We start from the raw sequence: 20,808 nt of genomic DNA on the forward strand, positions 1-20,808 counted from the left end.
GGTCCACACCACCCAGGGAGCCACGATGGCAGGCGAGGTGTACTTCCCCCACGATCCGGCCTACGAGCACGCCACGACGGTGTTCAACCTGCACGGAGCACCCCGCCCGGCCGCCGCGCGCACCGTGCGCACCCTCGCTGAGCTGCGGGACGTGCTCGCGTACGCCCGGACGACATGCATGCCGGTGCGGGTGCACAGCACCGGCCACGGCGCCGCGGCGGCGCGGGAGATGAGCGGGTCGGTGCTGGTGCGTACCGAGATGGACGGTGCGGTGCAGATCGACCCGGTGCGCCGTACCGCGCTGATTCCCGCCGGCACCCGCTGGGGCGCCGTCGTCGACGCGGCGGCACCGTACGACCTGGCCGCGCCGCACGGCTCGTCGGCCGACGTCGGCGCGGTCGGCTACCTGCTGCGCGGCGGCGTCAGTGTCTACGGGCGGCTGGTCGGGCTCGCGGCCAACAGTGTGACGGCGGTCGACCTGGTCACCGCGGACGGTGAGCTGCACCGCGTCGACGCCGACCACGATCCGGAGCTGTTCTGGGCCCTGCGGGGCGGCGGCGGTGGGTTCGGGGTGGTGGTCGCGGTCGAGATGCGGCTGTTCCCGGCCCGGCCGGTGGTCACCGGCTCGGCGTACTGGCCGGTGGTGCACGCGGCGGAGCTGCTGAGGCGGTGGACCGGGTGGGCCGCTACCGCGCCGTGGGAGGTCACCAGCGCGTTCCAGGTGCTCAACCTGCCCGACGTACCCATGGTGCCGGTCGAGCTGAGAAGCGGAACGATGATCGGGGTGGCGGCGACCGAGGTGCGAGCCGACGACGCGCCGAGCGGGCTGACCGAGCTGTTGGACGAATTGCGCGCGGTGGCCGCCCCGGTGGTCGAGTCGTGGCTGCCGTGTACGCCGGCCGAGGTGGTCCGCGCTCAGCTCGGGCCGGACGAGCCGGTGCCGATCGTCGGCGACCATCTGCTGCTCGCGGACCTCGACGAGCGGGCGTCGGCCGCGTTCCTGGCGGCGACCGGCTCGGGATCGCCGCTGATCACGGCGGAGCTGCGGCAGCTCGGTGGGGCGTTGGCAGTGCCGGACCCTCGGGGTGGGGCGCTCGACCACTACGACGCCCGCTACTCGTATCTGGGCAACGCGATCCCGGACGGCCCCGAGGCCACCGCGGCGATCGAGAAACACTGCGCTGTCGTCCGGGCGGCGCTGGCGCCCTGGGACACCGGCCGCACCGCGCCGACGTTCGTGGAGAGCTGGCAGCAGCCGCAGCGGCACCTCGACCCGGAGCAGATCGACCGGGCGGACCGCGTCCGCACCCGCGTCGATCCCACCGGCCTGTTCCGCCTCGACGCCAGCCCCGGTACGACGATGCTGCGCTAGGGCCTGCTTCATAAGGGCGGTCGAGCCGAGGCGGAGTCCGGGCGGCGATCCGGCAAGGCGCAGTTTCGTCCGGATACCGGTGTGGTATCCGGACGAAACCGCAACGCCGCCGGTCGTCGTTCGGGCCCGCCGCAGGCCGGCCAGTTCTCATGAAACAGGCCCTGGGGCCGACGGACCAACGGCGGTCGCCCGGGGGGATGGGCGGCCGCCGTTGGCGTATCGGGGTGTCCGGCCTAGACGGCACCGGTGGTCGGCACGGTCTCCGACGACGAGGCGGACGCAGGCGACGAGGCAGGCGCTGACGGGGCCGTCGGGTCGGACCCGGACGCCTGCGCGGCGGGCTTGTTCCGCAACGTCACCGCCACCAGCACGATCAGGGCGATGACCAGCAGCGCCTCGACGCCAGCCACCACGTTCATCGCGGTGGTGAACGCCTCACCAGCGACGTCACTGAGGGCGGTGGCCAGGTTGCCCGGCAGCGAGTCGGATGCGGCGGTCGCCGCGGCGACGTTCTCCCGGGACACGTCGGCAACCTCCGGGGGTACGTCGGTCAACGGCGCGTCGGCCATCCGGTCGCGGTAGACGGCGGCACCGATGCTGCCCAACAGCGCGAGGCCCAGCGTCGACCCGAACACGTTGCTGGTCTCGGAGAGCGACGCGGCGGAGCCGGCCTTCTCCGGGGCTACGGAGCTGACCACCATGCCGGTGCCCTGGGTGAACAGCGGACCGGTGCCGAGCGCGACGAGCGCGACCGCGACGACGATCGCGATCAGCCAACCGGAACTGCCGGCCTGGGTCAGCACCAGCATCGCCACCAGGGAGATGCCGAGCCCGATCATGATCGCGGTGGCCGGCTTGAGCGTCTTCATCAGCATCGGCGTGGCCATGCTGCCGATCGCGATGCCCAGACCGGTGGGCGCCTGCCAGAGGCCGGACGCGCCGGGCGAAAGGCCCTCGACGCTCTGGATGTACTGCGTGCTCATCAGGCTGACGCCGGCGAGCGCGGCCGAGGCGAACATCATCGTGACGAGGGTGCCGCTGAAGGCCGCGTTCCGGAACATCGTGAGGTCGATCAACGGGTGCTCCAGCCGGGATTGGCGGCGGATGAAGATCCAGCCGACCACCAGGCCGAACAGGATCGCGCCGCCCGCGACGGCCGGGTTGTCCGAGTCACTCGCGGCGAACTCCTTGACGCCATAGACCACCGGCAGGATCGCACCGAGCGACAGCACCACGCTGAACAGGTCGAACTTGCCCGCGTTGGGGTCGCGGTACTCGGGCAGCAGCACGAACCCGGTGGCCAGCAGCACGATCATGAACGGCACGCCGAGCAGGAACACCGAGCCCCACCAGAAGTGCTCGACCATCACGCCGCCGACGATCGGCCCGATCGCGGTGCCGCCGAAGAGCGCGGACGCCCAGATCGAGATCGCCACGCCCCGCTGCTTCTCGTTGCGGAACATGTTGGTGATCAGCGCCAGCGTCGACGGCGACAGGGTCGCGCCGGCGATGCCCAGCAGGGCCCGCGCGATGATCAGGGTGGTGCCGCTGTTGGCGTACGCGGCGAGCACCGAGGCCACCGTGAAGGCGACCGCGCCGATCATGAGCAGTCGACGGCGCCCGACCCGGTCACCGAGGGTGCCCATGGTGAGCAGGAAGCCGGCCAGCAGGAAGCCGTAGATGTCGATGATCCACAGCTGCTCCACGCTGGTGACGCCGAGGTCCGCGCTGAGATGCGGCAGCGCCAGGAACAGCGCTCCGATATCCATCGCCACCAGCATCGCCGGCAGTGCCAGCACCGCCAGCCCGATCCATTCCTTACGTCCCGCCAGGTCGTTCGCTGGCGCCGACGTGGAGTTATCCATCGTGTCGATCCCTTCTCGGCCTCATGAGCCTGCGACGGCGGTCTTCGACGCCCCGAGGCCCCTCTACCGCCATGTCGAAGCCGACGCGCGGTTTTCGACATGTCTTTCCGGCGTACCGACGTTCTGCCGCGAACAGATGCTCGGGACGACTTCCGTCGTGCGCAGTCGCTGCCGACGGCGCGGCGTAGCACTCGCGGAGATGACCGCTCCCCGCATCGGCGGGCAACCTTTGGGCGACCCCAACGAGATGCCGGAGGACTGTTGCGTGAGGACGGACGCCGAGCCCATCAGCATCGACATCTGGCTGCCCAGCTACCCGGCCGTGCCCGACTACGTGGGCGGAATCCGGGCCCTGGCGGCGAGCTTCCACGACGCCCACCCCGACTACCGGATCCGGGTTCGTGAGTCGAGCTACAAGACGTTGCCCGCCGATGTGGACGCCGCGGCCAGACGCGGCGCCGCCCCGGCCCTCGTGCAGTACTTCCACACCTCCACGCAACTGGCCCGGGACATGCGCGACGTCAACGGCGCACCGCTGTTCCGGCCGGTCGCGACGACGCTCGCCGACCGCACCACAGTGCTCGGCGAGCCGGTGGTCACCGACGACATCGTGGCCCCGGCACGGGGGTACTACTCGGCGGACGGCCTGCTGCTCGCGGCTCCCCCGCTGGTCTCTACCACCCTGCTGTACGCCAACACCACGTTGCTCGCGGCGGCGGGAGTGACAGCGCTGCCGACCACCTGGGCCGAGGTGACGGCCGCCTGCAAGGCGGTCAGCGCGCACACCGGCGGGCCGGCGATCACCTGGCCCAACCACGGGTGGATCTTCCAGCAGGCTGTCGCCCAGCAGGGTGGCCTGCTCGCCGATCACGCCAACGGCCGCGACGGTCGCGCCGAGAAGGTCGACCTCGCCGTGCCGGAGATGGTGGCCTTCGCGCAGTGGTGGCGCGGTCTGTACCGCGACGGTCACTACCACTACACCGGCGGGCAGGCGTACGGCGAGAACACCGGCCGGGCCTGGCAGGAGAACTTCGCCGCCTTCGCCGAGCAGCGGGTGGCGTTCGTCCTCAGCTCCTCGGTCGAGGCGGAGTGGCTGATCCAGGCCGGCCGCGACCACGGCTTCACCGTCGAGGTCGGCCGGATGCCGCACAACGGCGAGGTCCGCTATGCGGGCAACATCGTCGGCGGTGACGCCATCTGGCTCACCGACAGCGTGCAGCCGGCGGTCCGGGACGGCGCGCTCGCGTTCCTGCAACACCTGCTCAACCCGCGGGCCGTCGCCGAGCGGCACAAGGCGACCTGGTTCATCCCGGTCACCACGACCGCCATCGACATGTTGGCCGGCGACGGCTGGTTCGACGAACGGCCACATCAGAGGGTCGCCATCGAGCAGCTGCTGGCGACCGACGGCTCACCTGCCGCGCGTGGGGCCGTACTCGGCGAGTTTCCCCGCATCCAGGGCCTGATGACGCACGCGATGGAAGACATCCTGCTGCACGACGCGGACCCGTCGGGCCGCTTCGCCCGCGCGTCCGAGCAGGCCCAGCATCTGCTCGACGACTACAACGCCGACTGCCTCGGCCTGCGGGCGGGTCCGCCCGGGCCGCGTCAGTTCGTCGTGGACTGACTCCGCCCATCATCTCGTGAGGAGCGCGCTCATGACCATCTCGCAGCAACCACCCCCGGCGACCGCTGATCTTCCGCTCTCCCTGCAGCAGGAGTTCCTGCTGCTGTTCGACACGGGCGAGACCACCGGCCCGTTCGGGCCGCACTACCTGATCGCCGACGGTTGGCGAGTGCACGGCCGGATAGATGTGGACATTCTCGATCTGGCGCTGGCGGACGTGATCGGGCAGCACGAGGCCCTCCGGACGTCGGTGCTGCGCGACGGTGAGCACGGGCAGCGGGTGTTGCCGGTGACCTCGCCGAAGGTGGACGTCCGCGACCTGCCGGGAATCGATCCCGCCGACCGCGAGCGCCGCGCCGAGGAGCTGATCAACGAGATCGAGGCCGGCACCCTCGACGTGCACGACCTGCCCCTGCTGCGGGCCACGCTGGGGCGCTTCGACGAGACGGACTCGGTGCTGGTCCTCACCACGCACCACTCGGCCGCCGACGCCTGGTCGATGCAGATCATCCTGCGTGACCTGGCTCGCTCGTACGCCCAGCGGGCCGCCGGGGAGACGCCCATCGCGGGCACGGCCCCGCAGTACCGCGAGTACATCGCCGCCCAGCAGGACGAGGCGGACGCTCCACCGCTGGCGGCGGCCCGTGACTACTGGCGGGACAAGCTGGCCGGTGGGCGGATCATGGTGACCGCGGCGGACCGGGAGTTGGCGGCCGACACCGTGCCGACGACCACCTGGCACCGCTTCGTCACCGACGCCGAGCTCCGGTCGACGACCACGGCCCTCGCGGCCGACACGCACACCTCACCGTTCATGGTGCTGTTGGCCGCCTTCTACGTGCTGGCGAGCCGCTGGACCGGCAGCACCGACCTGACCGTGCCGACGTTCACTCCCGGACGCGGGCACGGTCGGTTCCAGGAGACGGTCGGCTCGTTCTTCAACTTCGTTCCGCTGCGGACCGACCTGTCCGACGCCACCACCTTCCGCGACGTGGTCACCCGGACCCGCGCCACCTGCCTCGGCGCGTACTCCCACGAGGTGCCGCTGCTGCACGTCCTGCAGGAGGCGCCCGAGCTGATGGCGTCGGTCGGGCCCGGCGTCGTGCCCTGCCTCTTCCAGGTCATCCAGCCGCCGTTCGTGATGGAGCGCGAGCGGGTGGGCGACCTGGAGTACTCGGCGGTGTGGCGGCGGGTCATCTCCCAGCCGGTCGGTTCCGACATGCCCGACGGCATCCTCTGGTCGCTGCATCTCGGCCCGTCCGACGACATCGTCGGCGCGATCGGGTTCAGCGCCCACCTGTTCGATCAGAAGACGATCGACGACCTCGTCGACCGTTACCTGCACCTGCTGCGTGAGCTGCTGACCCGGCCGGACGCGGCACTGACCACGATTGGGGGAGGGCGGTGACAACGGGCCGGAAGGTGGGCGACCGTGTGGTCGTGCTCGGCGCCAGCCTCGGGGCGCTCCTCGCGGCGAAGGAACTCGCCGAGTCGTTCGACGACGTGGTGCTCGTCGACCGCGACGAGGTCGTGGACAACCCGACGTACCGGCGGGGGGTTCCGCACGGTCGGCACGCGCACGGGCTTGTCGCGAAGGGCCAGCAGATCTTCGAACGGCAGTTCCCCGGCCTGATGGCCGACCTGGTCAACGCCGGCGTCAAGCCCGGCGACTTCAACGGCGACATCCAGTGGATCTTCGGTGGGCAGCGGCTCAAGCCGTCGACCTCCGGGCTGCTCTCGGTGCCCGCCACCCGACCCGTGCTCGAATACCACCTGCGCAAACGGGTGCAGGCGATTCCCAACGTCCGGTTCCTGCAGAAGCGCGACGTCCTCGGGCTGGCGGTCACCGCGGACGGCGCGACAGTGACCGGCGCGCGGATCCAGGCGCAGACACCCGGCAGCGCTCCCGAGGTGCTCGACGCCGACCTGGTCATCGACGCCACCGGCCGGGGCTCGCGCACGCCGGCCTGGTTGGCGGAGCTGGGGTACGCGCGGCCCACCGAGGACAAGGTGAAGATCGACCTCGCCTACACGACGCGGCACTACCAGGCGCCGTACGACCCGTTCGGCAGCGACCTGGCGATCATCCCGGCGGCCACGCCGGCACAGCCACGCGGCGCCTTCTTCTACCGCCTGCCCGGCGACGACAACCGACTGGAGCTGTCGCTGACCGGCATTCTCGGCGACCACCCGCCCACCGACCCGGAGGGTTTCGGAGAGTTCGTCCGCTCGGTGCCGGTGCCCGAGATCGCCAAGGTGCTCGCCGACTGTGAGCCGCTCGACGACCCCGTGCAGTTCCGCTACCCGGCGAGCGTCCGACGCCGCTACGAGCACCTGACCCGATTCCCGGAGCGGTTCCTGGTGCTCGGCGACGCGGTGTGCAGCTTCAACCCGATCTACGCCCAGGGCATGACAGTGGCCGCCGTGGAGTCGGTGGTGCTCGGGGGCCTTCTGCGCCAGGGCGCGATCCCGCCCTGGCGGGAGTTCTTCCGTCAAATCGCCGCCGAGATCGACTCACCGTGGGACTTCTCGGCCAGCGCCGACCTCGGTTACGCGGGCGTTCAGGGCCGTCGCACCGCGAAGGTCCGCACGATCAACGCGTATGTCGCCCGGTATCAGCGGGCCGCCGTACACGACGCGGAACTGACCAACGGCTTCATCCGGGTGGCCGGGCTGATCGACCCGCCAACCAGCCTGCTCCGCCCCGACCGGATCATCCGTGTGCTGCGCAAGGCCGGTCGGCCCGTACCGCCGCCGGCGCCGACCCTGGCGGCTGCCCCGGTCAGCCGGCCACAACCCGAGAGGTAGGACGATGCGCCCGTACCAGATCGACGTTCCACCGTCCGACATCGACGATCTGCGCCGACGGATCGCCGCGACCCGGTGGCCGGACGAGATCCCCGACGTGGGGTGGAGCCGTGGCGTACCGGTCGGCTACCTGCGGGAGCTGGCCGAGTACTGGCACTCCGGTTACGACTGGGCGGCCACCCAGCGTCGGCTCAACGAGATACCGCAGTTCGTCACGGAGATCGACGGCGCCCAGGTGCACTTCCTGCATGTCCGCTCCCAGGTGCCGGGCGCCACGCCGCTGCTGCTCACGCACGGCTGGCCGAGCACCGGCTTCGAGTTCGTCGACATCATCGACGCGCTGGTCGACCCGGCCGCTCACGGTGGCGACGCGGCCGACGCGTTCCACGTCGTCGTCCCCACCATCCCGGGGTACGGTTTCTCCGGGCCGACCCGGCAGGCCGGCTGGGACACCGAGCGCGTCGCCCGGGCCTGGACCAGGCTGATGGCGGACCTCGGCTACGACAGGTACGTGGCCCAGGGCGGTGACTGGGGCTCACCGATCTCGCTGCGCGTGGGTCTGGCCGACCCGGAGCACGTACGCGGGGTGCACCTCAACATGTGCGTGACGTTCCCACCGCCGGACTTCACCGAGTTCGCCGAACTCAGCCCCGCCGACCAGGCGAAACTGGGCTTCGCGCTGGATTTCCAGCAGGACGGCATGGGCTGGCAGAAGATCCAGTCGACGCGACCGCAGACGCTGTCCTACGGGCTCACCGACTCCCCGGTCGGGCAGCTCGCCTGGATCGTGGAGAAGTTCAAGGAGTGGTCCGCCGCCGACAAGGCACCGGAGGACGCGATCAGCCGCGAGCACATCCTCACCACGGTCACGATCTTCTGGTTGACGGCGACCGCGGGGTCGAGCGCGCAGCTCTACTTCGAGTCCACGCACCGCGACGCCGACTTCGCGCGGACCTGGGGTGGCCCCTGGCCGCTGGCCATGCCGGTCGGCGTGGCGGCGTTCCCGGAGGACGCGGTACGACCGGTGCGGCGCTTCGCGGAGGGCATCCTGCCGACGCTCGCGCACTGGTCGGAGTACGACCGGGGCGGTCACTTCCCCGCCCTTGAGCAGCCGACTCTCCTGGTCACCGACCTGCGGACGTTCGTCCGTGGGCTGCCGAACTGACTAGCGGCGTCGGCGAGGGCGCGGGCCGGGCCACAGCGCGGTGGCCCGGCCCGCAGCCCCACCTCACATCTCGGTTCCGCCGATGTCCATGATGGGCCGGACCTCCATGGCGCCGCCCTCACTGGCGTCCGGCCACCGGGCCGCGATGTCGATCGCGCGCTGCTCGCTGTCGGTCTCGACGATCAGGTAGCCGGCCAGGTGCTCCTTGGCCTCGACGAACGGGCCGTCGGTGGTCACCGGGACGCCGGCGGCGACGCGGACGACCTTCGACTGCGACACGTCGGCCAGGACCTCACCGCCGATCAGCTCACCGGACTCGGACAGCTCCTTGGTGATGGCGTCGATCTCGGCGTAGACCTTCATGGTCTCGGCTTCGGACCGTCCCGTGACAGTTGCGGGGTTCGCGTGGATCAACAGCATGTACTTCACGGAAGAACTCCTTCGCAGAGGCTGTGCCGGATCGGCACCCTTCATAGTGCAGTCGGAGCCACACCGCCAAATGTGTCATCGATCCACGGCCTTTCACACTTTTCCCGCGAGCGGCCGGTGTCCGGAGGGCTCAGACGAACGCCTCGTCGGCGAGTTCGGTGACCCGCTGCACGATGTTCATCTCGATCGGGTTGAACCGGTTCTTGGTCACCGCGACGGTGACCCCGGTCGCCCGGTCGGCGAACGCGGCGCTGCCGCCGATGCCCACCATGCCGAAGACCGTCGGTCGGTCCGACGGGTCGGAGGTGCCCGGCCAGCCCAGGCAGTAGCCGAGCGCCCAGGTCGAGGTGCCGCCGGTCATCTCGTCGTCGAGGCCGGCGGTGGCCAGCGTGGTGGCCTCGCGCAGGCGTTCCGGGGAGATCAGCCGTACGCCGTCCACCTCACCGGTGAGCGCCGCGTACATCTTCGCGATCGCCCGGGCGCTCATCGTGCCGGCGAACGGCATGTCCGAGGTCAGCACGTCCGCCCTGTTGCCAAAGTCCGCGTTCGGCACGATCGCCGGCGGAACGGCCTTGAACAGCGGAAAATCCGGTGGCATCGAGGCGAACGCGGCTTTGCCGCCCGGGTCGTCGGTCAGTCGGGCCACCCGGCCGAGTTGCTCCTGCGGCACCCCGAAGAACAACTCGTCGGCCATCCCGATGGGCCCGGCGACGCGTTCGGCGAGAACTGTCGAGATCGGTTTGCCGGTGGCCCGACGGACGACCTCGCCGATCAGGTAGCCAAAGGTGGCGGCGTGGTAGCCGACCCGCTCGCCGGGCGCCCACCAGGGCTCCATGCCGGCGATGAGCTGACACATGCCGTTCCAGTCGGTGAGCTGCTCGATCGTGGTGTCAGCGGGGACCGCCGGCACACCGGCCGAGTGTGTCAGTACGTGCCGGATCCGCACCTCGCCCTTGCCGTGCGCGGCGAACTCCGGCCACAGGTCGGCGACCCGGGTGTCGTAGTCGAACACACCGTCGTCCACCAGCGCGTGGGCCACGGTGGAGGCCGCCGCCTTACCCGTCGACGCCGAGTAGAAGAGGGTGTCCGGCCGAACAGGTTGGCCGGCAGCCGTGTCCGCGACCCCTGCCACCACGTTGACCACCAGGTCACCGTTGCGATAGACGGCGACCTGCACGCCGTCCTCGACGCCGTCGTCCACCAGCCCGTCGACCAGCACCTGCACCTGCTTCTGAAGATCGCTCATCGTCTGTCTCCTACCCGGTCGTCATGGCACTCGAAGCGTGCCCCTCACCTGTAGGTCGGAGCCACTACCGGCATTTTGCCATCAAAGCCACTTTCCACTCAGATCCGACTCTCCGGGAACGACGACGAAGGCCGGCCGTACTGACGTACGGCCGGCCTTCGTCGTGCTGCGGGTCTCAGGTGCGCGGGCCACCCAGGCGACGCACGATGTCCTCGCGGAGCCACTGCTTGGAGATCTTGCCGATCGGGGTACGCGGCAACGCGTCCACGAACTCGATCCGCTCCGGCCACTTGAACCGGGCCAGGCCGAACTTCTCCAGATAGTCCCGGACGTCGTCGAGCGTCGGCAGCGGTCCGTCCGGGCGACACACCAGGTAGGCGCAGGCGCGCTCCCCCAGCCGCTCGTCCGGCATCGCCACCAACGCCGCGTCGACCACCAACTCGTGACCGAGCAGGATCCGCTCCACCTCCTCGGCGTTGACCTTCTCGCCGCCCCGGTTGATCAGGTCCTTGACCCGGCCCTCGATCGAGTAGGCGACCAGACCGTCCAGGTGGTGCGCGCGGACCAGATCGCCGCTGCGGTAGAACCCGTCGGGCGTGAACGCCGAGTCGGTGCCTACCGGCACGCCGAGATAGCCGGGCACTGTGTACGGACCACGCGCGCACAGCTCACCGATCTCCCCCGGTGGCGTCGGCCGCAGCGTGCCGGGCTCCAGCATCACCACCTCGTCCAGCGGACTGATCGGCACGCCCACAGTTGAGGCGCGCAGGTGCGGCGACGCGTCGCGTGGCGTGAACAGGAACAACCCCTCGGTCATCCCGAACGCCTGGGTGACGTGCACCCCGCGCGCCTCGATCGCGTCGAACAGCTCCCGGGGCACCTTCGCCGCGGTCAGCACGCAACTGTTGACACTGGCGAAGGCGCCGTCGAACCGTGGATGCCGCAGGTACTCGTTCATCAGGCCCGGCGGGCTCATGAACCAGGTGGCCCGCTCGTCGTCCATCAGGGCCAACAGATCATCGGCGACGGGTGTCGCGAGCAGCAGCGCGGCGCCCACCGAGTGCGCGGCGTGCAACGCGTTGGTGGCGCCGGCGTTGTGCACCAGGGGCAGGCCGAAACCGAGCCGGTCCTGCGGGGTGAAACCCCACCAGCGGGCGGTGGCGACAGCGTTGTACCAGTATTCCGGGTGCAGCCGGGGGATCACCTTGGGTACGCCGGTGGTGCCACCGGAGAGCTGGAAGACGGCGGGCGCGGCGAGGTCGGTGTTCGCGTCGATCCGCGCAAGCCGGGCCGCCTGCGCATCGGAGAGTGGGCGGTCGACGAGATCCTCGATCCGTTCCTGACCGGACGCGCCGGGCCGGCCCCCGATGGTGGCCAGCAGACGGATGCTCGGCACCAACCGGCGGATCTCGTCGGCGAACGCCACCAGGTCGAAGCCGCGCAGATCGGCCTGCACCAGGTGCGCCGAGGCGCGGGTCTGCCGCGCGATCTCCTCGATCTCGTGGCGCCGGTGGATCGCCAGCGTGCACACCGGGATCAGGCCGGCCTTGAGCAGGCCGTACCAGGTGGCCACCGCGAGAGCGCTGTTGGTGATCTGCAGGATCACCGACTCGCCCGGATGCAACCCGGCATCCAGCAGACCCGCAGCGATCACGTCGGAGTGCCGGTCCAGGTCGGCGTACGTCCACCGAACGCCCGGCGTGACGACGGCGACGCGGTCCGGGTGGGCGCGTACGGTCTCCCGCAGCGCCCCCGGGATCGTGCGTGGCTGCCACAGACCCTCGGCGCGATACCTGTCCGCGGCGGCAGCCGGGTACGGCACGGTGTCCCACTGCTGACGCACGTCGGGCGGCGGCAGTCTGTTGTCCTGTTCTGTGGTCATCGGCTCTCCTGAGCGCTACACGGGGACGGCGACGAGCAAACCGGTCGAGGCCGAGACCTCGCGTGTTTCGGCGAGCCGGAATCCGGAGCGGTCGAACACCGCCTCGAACTCGCGCTCGGTGCGCTCGCGCCCCGGATGCAGCGCGAGCATGATGATGTCGCGCAGCTTGCCGTCGTGCGGCTGGTCGTCCTCCGGGATGACGGCGTCGACGACGAACAGGCGGCCGTTCGGGTCGATCACCCGGCGCACGTTGGTCAACACGGTGACGACCTGCTCGTCGGTCCAGTCGTGCAGGATCATCGACAGGAGGTACGCGTCGGCGCCGGCGGGCACCGCGGTGAAAAAGTCCCCGCTCTCGACGGTCACCCGGTCGGTGACACCGGCCGCGTCGAGCACCGCGTCGGCGTGCGCGACGACCGCCGGCCGGTCCAGGAGCACCGCGGTCAGCGTCGGGTACGACCTCAGCAGAGTGGCCACCAGACTGCCGGTGCCACCGCCGACGTCACAGATGCGGCGCACACCGGAGAAGTCGTACGCGGCGACCGCCTGGGCGTGGAGTTGGCGGGAAAGGTCACCCATCGCGTCGCGGAAGACCGCCGCCTGCTCGGGTCGCCGTTCGAGGTGGGCCCACCAGGACAGGTCGTAGATCTGTTCGAACGGTGGGCGTTCGTCGCGCAGGCCGAGCGTGAGGGCCGTGAGGGCTGCCTGACGCTCGGGCAGCCCCCACAACCGGGCCCACGCGTCGAGCGAGCCCGGTGCGTCAGTGCGGAGGGTGTCGAGCAACGGCGTCGGACCGTAGACGCCCGGCGCCGGTTGCGCAACCACACCGACGCCGGCCAGCGCCCGCAGAATCCGGTGCAGGGCCTCCGGACGGGCGTTGGCCTTCGCGGCCAATGCCTCGACCGGCTGGGGCCCGTCGGCGAGCTGGTCGGCGATGCCCAGCTCGGCGACGGCGACCACCATCTGCGTGATCAGCGGCGCATGCAGGATCGCCATCATCCTGGTGTGCGGATCAGGCTCGGGCACGGTGGTCGTTCCCCTCTGTGGCTGCTACTTGACGTCGGCGGTCAGTTCGTCGGTCAGGTACTCGGCGACCGCCGCCACTGTCGGGCGGTTCCACAGCAGCGTCGACGGGACCGGCGTGCGGAACCGCCGCTCCAACCGCAGCTGGATAGCCACCGTCATCAGCGAGTCCGCGCCCAGCTCCGCCAGCGGCCGGTGCACGTCGAGGTCCTCCAACGGGAGGCGTACCTCACCGGCGGCAACCTCGCGGACCGCGGCGAGCACGAAGTCGCGCAACTCCGGACCGGACAGCGTCTGCCAGACCTGCTCCTCGGCGGTCTGTTCCTCCTCGGGACCGAGGTCGATGAGCACCTCCTTGCGCACCGCCCCGAACCGGACGCCGGTGAACCGGGCGGCCAGGTCCCCGTCGAGGGTCCGCACCTCGACGTCGACCTCCACCTCGTCGTCGGACCCGGCGATCAGCCGTACCGCGATCAACGCCTTCGGTGGCGGCGGCAACACCAGCGTGGCCTCGGTCAGCCAGCCCGGCATCCGCAACAGCGGGTCGCCGGGGAAGATGACCGGCGCCACCGAGAGCGCGGCATCGGTGAGCGAGGCCCAGGTCCGCTCTGACTGACCGCCGGCGGGGTCCGCGACGACCGTCGCCAGCATCCCGGACGGGTGTCGGCGTACGGCTTCCACCTCCCACGGCCAGCCGATACCGACCACCCCGATCGCGGCGAGCCGGTCCCAGACACAGGAGGGGTCCAGCGTCTGCGGGTGCGCGGCGCGCAACGTCTCCGGGTCGACCCGCTCGGCCGTCGGCGCCGCGTCGGCGATCTCGGCGCTGGCGTGGGTGAGCCAGGACTTGTCGTCCTGCTGAGTGGTGAGCCGGGAGCTGAGCCGCACGGTCCCGTCCTGCCGGACGACCTGGATCTCGTGGGGCACCGCCACGCCGATCGGCACCCGCAGCGCGACGTCGCGCAGCGGCGCGTTCTCGGCCGCCTGGAACAGTGTGTTGAGGGTCGCCGCCGCCGGGATCACCTCGGTGCCCAGCACCGCGTGCCCGCCGGGGTAGGGCCGGTTCGTGTCGTCGAGGAACGTCCGCCACATCAGCACCGGTGTGGTGCCCTGCACGGCGGTACGGGCCCCGAGCAGGGTGTGGGTCTCGACGTCGTGTTCGAGGTTGGCCGCCGCGGGCCGGACGTTGTCGATCCAGTATCGACGGTGCTGCCACGCGTTGGTCGGGGCGTCGACGAGGTCACCGCCGGGTTGCAGGCTCGCCCAGTCAACCGGCACACCCGCACAGTGCAGGGTGCCGAGGTTCTCCAGCAGGGTCGGTCGCTGCGGGCGTTCCCGGCGCAGGCTGTGCGCGATGACCCCGTCCTCGACGCCGACCACGGCGAGGATGTCGATGACGGAGTGCTGCACGATCGGGTGTGCGGAGATCTCCAGGAAGACACGGTGCCCGTCGTCGACCGCCGCGCGGATCGCCTGCTCGAAGCGCACCGGATTACGCAGGTTGGTCACCCAGTAGTCGGCCGACCGCTCGACAGTGGAGCGCGCATCGGTCAGGGCGGTGCTGTACACCGGCACGGTGGCCGGCCGGCTGACCAGGTCGGCGAGGTCGGCGCGCAGGTCGTCGACCAACCCGTCCATCTGCGGGCTGTGGAAGGCGACATCGGAGTTGACCCGGCGGACGACAAGGTTCTCGGTCCGCCAGCGGTCGGCAATCTCGTCGACAAGCGCGGACGGACCACTGATCACCGTCGACGTGGGGGACGCGGCGACCGCCGCCGCGACCCCGGGGACGTCCGCCAGCCGGGCCGTGACCTTGTCGAACGGCAGGTTGACCATCGCCATGCCGCCCTGGCCGGCGACCCGGCGCAGCAACCGGGACCGGCGACAGACCAGGAGTGCCGCCTGCGGAAGGTCGAGCATGCCGGCCGCGACCGCCGCCGCGATCTCGCCGATCGAGTGCCCGACGATCGCCGCCGGACGCAGGCCGTAGCTCTGCCAGATCCGCGTGAGCCCCACCTGGATCGCGAAGGTCATCGCCTGCACCCGGCCGACCTCGGTGAAGTCGTCCTCCAGCAGGGCTTCGCGCGGATCGAAGCCCAGCTCGGCGCGGAACACCGGCCCCAGCTCAGCCATCGTCTCGGCCATCGCCGGCTCACTGTCGAGCAGCTCTCGGCCCATCCCGACCCACTGCGCCCCGTGCCCGGAGAACACCCAGACCGCGTCGGCGGCGGCGCCACGCGCGACCGTGCCGGTGGCCACGCCCGCGGCAGCCGTGCCCGTGGCGAGCTTGCGGAGTCGGTTGACGAGTTCGGCGCGGTCCGCGGCGACGACCGCGGCGCGGGCGTTGAGCGGCTGCCGGCGGTGGGCCAGCGTGTGACCGATGTCGGCGAGGTCCGCGTCGGAACGCTCCACCCAGTCGGCCAGCGCACCCGCGTTCGCGGCGACGCCGGCGAGGGTCGCGTTGGAGAGCGGATAGACCCGCTCGCTCGCGTCGACACTCGTCGGGACGCTCGGCTGCGCAACGGCGCTCGCCTCCTGCGGAGCCTCCTCGATGATGACGTGGGCGATCGTGCCGCCGTAGCCGTAGTTGCCGGTGCCGGACCGCCGGGGGCCGGCGTTGTCCGGCCACGGCGTGAGCGTGTCGACCACTGACAGGCCGGAGGTCTCCCAGGGGATCTCGGTGTTCGGCACTGTGGCGGACAGGGTGGCCGGGATCGCGCCGTGCTGCATAGACAGCACCATCTTGATCAGGCCGGCGACACCGGAGGCGGCCTCCAGGTGCCCGATGTTGGTCTTGACCGAGCCGACCAGCAGCGGAGCCTCCGGCGCACGGTCGGCCCCGGCAACCGTGGACAGGGCGCCGATCTCCACGAGATCACCCAGCCCGGTGCCCGTGCCGTGCGCCTCCACGTAGTCGAGCGAGGCGGGCGACACACCGGCAGCCCGGCAGGCCCGGCGCACCAACTCCTCCTGCGCTTCCTGACTCGGCGCCATGATGCCGTTCGTGCGCCCGTCCTGGCAGACCGCGCTGCCCCGGATCAGGGCGTGGATCCGGTCCCCGTCGCGCCGCGCCTGCGACAGCCGCTTCAAGGCGAGGACACCGCAGCCCTCGCCCCGGCCGTAGCCGTCGGCGGACGCGTCGAACGCCTTCGACCGGCCGTCCGGCGCGAGCGCGCCGGCAGCCTCGAGCACCAGCAGGTACGCCGGGCTGGCCACCAACATCACGCCGCCGGCCAACGCCAGGTCCGTCTCGCCGAGCCGGAGCGCCTGGCAGGCCTGGTGAATGGCGACCAGCGAGGCGGAGCAGGCCGTGTCGACAGCGACGCTCGGACCGCGCAGGTCCAGCACGTACGACAGCCGGTTCGCCACACCGCACATGGACGAGCCGATGCCCATCCACGCCTCCAGCCGGGGTAGGTCCTCCAGCATGCGGCGGCCGTAGTCATCGGTGCAGACACCCATGAACACGGCGGTGTCGCTGCCGGCGAGCGAGTGCGGCAGGATGCCGGCGTGCTCCAGCGCCTCCCAGGCCACCTCCAGGGTGATGCGCTGCTGCGGGTCGATCAGCTCGGACTCGCGCGGGGAAACCCCGAAGAACTCGGCGTCGAAGCCCGCCACGTCGTCGAGGTAGCTGCCGTACTTCAGGGCCCGCCGGGTCGCCGCGGCGTGCGCCGGGCTGATCGCCGCGTAACCGTCCCACCGCTCGTGCGGCGCCTCGCGCAGCGCATTGCGCTCGGCGACGAGGAAATCCCAGTACGTCTGCGGAGAGTTGATGCCGCCGGGAAATCGCAGACCCATCCCGACGATCGCAATAGGTTCATCGCGGTCGATGTCGACGGAACTCATACCCACCACTCACCCCTTTCGGGTCCGACCGAATCGGGTGGTCCCGGGAATCGACCGGATGAGGAGATTCCCGGGACCGCACTTCATCGTCACAGCCGATGGGAGACGCGCCATCTTCGAGAGTGCGGGCTGCACTCCGAAGGTGCGGTTTCTCGGCCCTTTACTTCAGGAGGTACGCGTGGATAATCGTGAGCTCCGTCTTGTTGCCCAGGCTGTCGGTGGCGCTGGCCCGCAGCGACACGAGTCCGGTCGTCGCCGGATGGGTGACCGTCGCGGTGAAGCCGGCGGTGGTCTTCACCACGGGCGCCGACTGCCAGGTCGCGCCGTCGTCGTACGACGCGTCGAGTGTCACGTTGCCCCACTCACCGAGGACAGCGCCCTGCTGCCCCTGCAGGTACAGCGGAATCTTGAACCGCTGACCGGCTGCCGCCCGGTTCTGCTGATCGAGCGCGGGCGCGAAACGCAGGGCCGCCATCGGTAGCGCCGCCTCGTTGGCCGGGCCGCCCGCGACGTGCCCGGACCGGAACGTCCAGGCGCCCCGCACCTCGGTCGAGAACGGCGAGGTGTCCCGGGTGGACCGGGTCTCCAGGCGATAGGTGGCGGTCCCCGGTGGCACCGTGAAGATTCCAAACTCGGAGTCCTGGGAAATCAGCGGCTGCCCGTTGCGGAACATCCGCATTTCCTCGGCCAGGGTGCCAGAAAATCCGAAGTGGTCGGGATTCTGGTCGGAAAAGTGCGGAATCTCGAAGTTCATCTGGTCGCCGAAACGGCCACACCACACCACGGGCAACACGGGGCTGGTGGCGAAGGCCGGCCCGAATGGCCCGACATTCCACTTCTCGGTACGGGTGCTGCCGGCGATGCCGGCTTGTCGGGGCAGGTCGGCGATCTGCCAGTTGAGGTTGTTGTCCGCATCCAGTTCGTACACGTCCTCGAAGAACGCCGCGCCGGGTGAGGTGAATTCGGTGATGGTCGCCGGTGGCTGCACGTACGCCGAGTAGAGCTTGCGGTTGACAGCGCCGGGCACCTGCGCGGCGATGACGTTTCGTACCTTGGCCAGATCGGCGTCGCGGAACACGCGGTGCAGGTTCGCCGGTACCGTGCCGTCCTCGCTCCACTGCAGGTGGTACTGGTACGGCGAGCCGAGGAAACCACCGTTGCCGTCCGGTTTGCCCAGGTGAGCGGCGACGGTGAAGGTGAACTGGCCGGCGGCGGCCGTCCGAGACGGGCGGACGCGGATCTCATCCTGCGGGCCGTGCACGGTGGAGCCGACCGCCGCGACGCCGGTCTGGCGGCTGGGCATCACGTCGAGGATGCCGGTGGCGCCGCGCCGGTCCAGGCCGAACGTGAGCGGTTTCGCGTCGCGGGCGTCGAAGGTCAGCGCCAGGTCTCCGGTCGCCGCGATGTCCGGCTCCACGAAGAAGTCGAACGGCACCACGTCGGTGGTGCTGGCGCCGCTGACGCCCGCCTCCAGGTAGTAGTGGCCGGCGGGAACGGTCACGGTGGTGGTACCGGATTCGTGGTAGCCGCTGTATTCCTGCCGCGAAACGGTGTCGAAGAGGCTGACGAAGTAGTCGGCCGTCGGGATGCCCCGCCGGTCCAGGAAGGTGAACGTGAGCGTGACACCATCCGTGGCGACCGCCTGGCGCTTCACGGCCCGGGGCGGCAGGTCGGCGGCGCGGGCGTCGGACACACCCGCCCGGGCCAGCGCCGACACGGCGAAGAGCCGCTCATCGAGCCGCCCCGACGCGACCCGCGCGAGCTGGTCGGCGGGTACGACGTACAACTCCCCGTCCTGCCGGTACTGCCGGAACGGGGTGCCCACGCGGCCGGGCGCCGGGGTGATGGCGACAACGCGCTCCCGGTCGAGCGCCACCTTGTCGCCGGTCACCAAGGTGACCGTGCCGGTGCGTACGGGCGAGGGCGCCGGGGTCGACAGCGCAGGCGCGGCCCGCCCAGGTCCCGGTACGCCGAGGGCCAGGACGGTGCACAGGGCGACACTGCCCGCGCCGAGCCGTGAGATCAGTCGGTTCATCGTTCGGTGCTCCTTCGCGTCGCGCTGACGTCCTGCGGCTCGGCCCGGTCGGCGGAGCGGGCGTCGTCGGCGGGCGTCGTGGCGTAGCCCAGTTCCAGTGCGGAGATCGGAGCGTTGAAGACGTGCCGCAGGCGCAGAGCCGGACGCTCGATCACGTAGTAGCTGACCAGCGTGAAGAGCGCCGTGCCGACGATCACGTAGAGGACGAAGCCGACCAGCTCGCCGAAGGGCAGCGTGGGTCGGGCGTCGTTGAGCCCGAGCGGTTGGTTGCCGAAGATCGTCCCGTACTGGAAGTAGTAGTACATGACCGGGACGTTCCACAGGTAGACGCCGTACGAGAGGCGGCCGATGTAGCGGATCGGCGGGTTGGTGAGCACGGCGTCCATGAACCGTGAGCGCACCTCGGGCACTGTCAGTGGGACGACCGCGAGCAGGCCGAAGGCGAAGAACAGGACGTATTCCACCAGGTGCTGGGCCATCGCGGGCCAGGTGCCGACCACGACCTGCGGGGCGAACGGCTTGGGGATGTACAGCAGCAGTGCCGCGAGAGCGCCCAGCCACCACAGCATCGGGTGCTTGGCGACCGCGCGGTGCAGGGTCGGCACCACACCTGTCACGTCCCGGTACGCGGAGAGCGTAGCGAGTGCCATGCCGGCGGCGAAGAACCCGGCGTAGCCCAGCGGCCAGAAGACGAAGTAGTAGGTGTGCTCGGCCTGCGACGGCAGGTAGCAAAAGACCGTCCAGGCGGTGCCGATCACGGTCATGAGCACGAACGGCATGATGATGCGGCGGGCCCGCGCGGCCGGGTCGGCGCCCCGGCGGGCGCTTCGGTTGATCAGCCAGGCCAGGATCGGCAGGGCCAGGTAGTACGACATCTCGACCGGGACGGTCCAGGTGTGCTCCATGCCCGGCCACCACTGTGCCATCTCCGGCGTGAGCCAGTAGTGCAGCAGGATGAACGGCTTGATGACCTCCCACGCGCCGTCGACGGCGGAGAGGTTGAGGGTGAACATGACCACGAGCGTGAGCAGGTAGAAGGCGGGCAGCAGGCGCAGCGCCCGGCCCACGATGAACGGGCCGGGCGCGGGGCGGGGGGTGCCCGCGATGATGGCGCGCGCGAACGGCCGGTAGAGCAGCAGGCCGGACAGGACGAAGAACGGCGGAAGGAAGATCCGGAACGCCGGCACGAGGCTTCCCAGGATGGGAACCCCCTCGTGGCCGGGCAACTCGCTGATGCCGGACTGGTAGCCGATGTGGTAGATCACCACGAAGATCGCGCAGATGCCGCGGAGGCCGTCGTATCGCGCGTACCGCCGCTTGTGCTGTGTGCCGATTTCGGCGTCGGAGTGCGTCGCCTCGGTCGCTGTCATTACACGCTCCCCTCACGATTGCCTGACAAACGCCCTACGTGTTGCGTGGGCCATCCGCGGCGCAGCCGAAGATCGCCCACCGGCCCGCCCCCCCTGACTGGACGGTGGGTGGAGATGATCGAACGCCTCCATGTCCGGAC

The 20,808-nt window shown here is 70.5% G+C and carries 13 protein-coding genes; 5 read left to right on the forward strand and 8 right to left on the reverse strand.

Going from position 1 to position 20,808, the window contains the following annotated elements:
• The first annotated feature begins 25 nt into the window (after positions 1–25).
• Positions 26–1,372: an FAD-binding oxidoreductase gene (locus tag OHB44_RS22510; protein ID WP_330438165.1), complete on the forward strand. Its 1,347-nt coding sequence runs from the start codon at positions 26–28 to the stop codon at positions 1,370–1,372.
• Positions 1,373–1,605: 233 nt separating this feature from the next.
• Here the strand turns inward: OHB44_RS22510 and OHB44_RS22515 are convergent, their stop codons facing one another.
• Complete coding sequence (locus tag OHB44_RS22515) at positions 1,606–3,237, reverse strand: MFS transporter (protein WP_238684278.1); 1,632 nt, start codon at positions 3,235–3,237, stop codon at positions 1,606–1,608.
• A 265-nt stretch (positions 3,238–3,502) separates the two neighbouring features.
• On the opposite strand from OHB44_RS22515, the gene OHB44_RS22520 reads away from it, so the two are divergent.
• The 4 genes from OHB44_RS22520 to OHB44_RS22535 are packed head-to-tail and all read left to right on the forward strand — an operon-like array spanning position 3,503 to position 8,837.
• The gene (locus tag OHB44_RS22520) at positions 3,503–4,864 is read left to right on the forward strand and encodes an extracellular solute-binding protein (RefSeq protein ID WP_330438167.1); all 1,362 of its coding nucleotides are present in this window, start codon (positions 3,503–3,505) and stop codon (positions 4,862–4,864) included.
• Positions 4,865–4,895: 31 nt separating this feature from the next.
• Positions 4,896–6,272, forward strand: a complete 1,377-nt coding sequence (locus OHB44_RS22525) for a condensation domain-containing protein (RefSeq protein WP_238684280.1) — start codon at positions 4,896–4,898, stop codon at positions 6,270–6,272.
• Positions 6,273–6,286: 14 nt separating this feature from the next.
• Complete coding sequence (locus OHB44_RS22530; RefSeq protein WP_330438168.1) at positions 6,287–7,672, forward strand: FAD-dependent oxidoreductase; 1,386 nt, start codon at positions 6,287–6,289, stop codon at positions 7,670–7,672.
• Positions 7,673–7,676: 4 nt separating this feature from the next.
• Positions 7,677–8,837, forward strand: a complete 1,161-nt coding sequence (locus tag OHB44_RS22535; protein ID WP_266305358.1) for an epoxide hydrolase family protein — start codon at positions 7,677–7,679, stop codon at positions 8,835–8,837.
• A gap of 63 nt (positions 8,838–8,900) precedes the next feature.
• Here the strand turns inward: OHB44_RS22535 and OHB44_RS22540 are convergent, their stop codons facing one another.
• The 7 genes from OHB44_RS22540 to OHB44_RS22570 form a co-directional block, all read right to left on the reverse strand.
• The gene (locus OHB44_RS22540; RefSeq protein WP_238684396.1) at positions 8,901–9,257 is read right to left on the reverse strand and encodes a YciI family protein; all 357 of its coding nucleotides are present in this window, start codon (positions 9,255–9,257) and stop codon (positions 8,901–8,903) included.
• A 139-nt stretch (positions 9,258–9,396) separates the two neighbouring features.
• Positions 9,397–10,512, reverse strand: a complete 1,116-nt coding sequence (locus tag OHB44_RS22545; RefSeq protein WP_266305359.1) for a serine hydrolase domain-containing protein — start codon at positions 10,510–10,512, stop codon at positions 9,397–9,399.
• A 175-nt stretch (positions 10,513–10,687) separates the two neighbouring features.
• Complete coding sequence (locus tag OHB44_RS22550) at positions 10,688–12,394, reverse strand: AMP-binding protein (RefSeq protein ID WP_330438169.1); 1,707 nt, start codon at positions 12,392–12,394, stop codon at positions 10,688–10,690.
• Positions 12,395–12,409: 15 nt separating this feature from the next.
• The gene (locus OHB44_RS22555; RefSeq protein WP_442932708.1) at positions 12,410–13,393 is read right to left on the reverse strand and encodes a methyltransferase; all 984 of its coding nucleotides are present in this window, start codon (positions 13,391–13,393) and stop codon (positions 12,410–12,412) included.
• A gap of 51 nt (positions 13,394–13,444) precedes the next feature.
• On the reverse strand, positions 13,445–17,263 hold the full coding sequence (locus OHB44_RS22560) for a type I polyketide synthase (protein ID WP_274530958.1): 3,819 nt from the start codon (positions 17,261–17,263) through the stop codon (positions 13,445–13,447).
• A 160-nt stretch (positions 17,264–17,423) separates the two neighbouring features.
• Complete coding sequence (locus tag OHB44_RS22565) at positions 17,424–19,298, reverse strand: hypothetical protein (protein ID WP_238684286.1); 1,875 nt, start codon at positions 19,296–19,298, stop codon at positions 17,424–17,426.
• A complete protein-coding gene (locus OHB44_RS22570) occupies positions 19,295–20,668 on the reverse strand; it encodes an acyltransferase family protein (protein ID WP_238684287.1) in 1,374 nt (457 codons plus the stop codon). The genes OHB44_RS22565 and OHB44_RS22570 overlap by 4 nt, the downstream gene beginning before the upstream one ends.
• Positions 20,669–20,808 lie beyond the last annotated feature (140 nt).

Source organism: Micromonospora sp. NBC_00821 (genome assembly GCF_036347035.1).
Classification (GTDB): Bacteria; Actinomycetota; Actinomycetes; order Mycobacteriales; family Micromonosporaceae; genus Micromonospora; species Micromonospora hortensis.

What these genes read in the sequence shown, in the direction of transcription:
- OHB44_RS22570 (WP_238684287.1), bottom strand. Translation starts at nt 20,668, where the DNA reads ATGACAGCGACCGAGGCGACGCACTCCGACGCCGAAATCGGCACACAG.
- OHB44_RS22525 (WP_238684280.1), top strand. Translation starts at nt 4,896, where the DNA reads ATGACCATCTCGCAGCAACCACCCCCGGCGACCGCTGATCTTCCGCTC.
- OHB44_RS22535 (WP_266305358.1), top strand. Translation starts at nt 7,677, where the DNA reads ATGCGCCCGTACCAGATCGACGTTCCACCGTCCGACATCGACGATCTG.
- OHB44_RS22510 (WP_330438165.1), top strand. Translation starts at nt 26, where the DNA reads ATGGCAGGCGAGGTGTACTTCCCCCACGATCCGGCCTACGAGCACGCC.
- OHB44_RS22540 (WP_238684396.1), bottom strand. Translation starts at nt 9,257, where the DNA reads ATGCTGTTGATCCACGCGAACCCCGCAACTGTCACGGGACGGTCCGAA.
- OHB44_RS22515 (WP_238684278.1), bottom strand. Translation starts at nt 3,237, where the DNA reads ATGGATAACTCCACGTCGGCGCCAGCGAACGACCTGGCGGGACGTAAG.
- OHB44_RS22560 (WP_274530958.1), bottom strand. Translation starts at nt 17,263, where the DNA reads ATGAGTTCCGTCGACATCGACCGCGATGAACCTATTGCGATCGTCGGG.
- OHB44_RS22555 (WP_442932708.1), bottom strand. Translation starts at nt 13,393, where the DNA reads ATGATGGCGATCCTGCATGCGCCGCTGATCACGCAGATGGTGGTCGCC.
- OHB44_RS22550 (WP_330438169.1), bottom strand. Translation starts at nt 12,394, where the DNA reads ATGACCACAGAACAGGACAACAGACTGCCGCCGCCCGACGTGCGTCAG.
- OHB44_RS22565 (WP_238684286.1), bottom strand. Translation starts at nt 19,298, where the DNA reads ATGAACCGACTGATCTCACGGCTCGGCGCGGGCAGTGTCGCCCTGTGC.
- OHB44_RS22545 (WP_266305359.1), bottom strand. Translation starts at nt 10,512, where the DNA reads ATGAGCGATCTTCAGAAGCAGGTGCAGGTGCTGGTCGACGGGCTGGTG.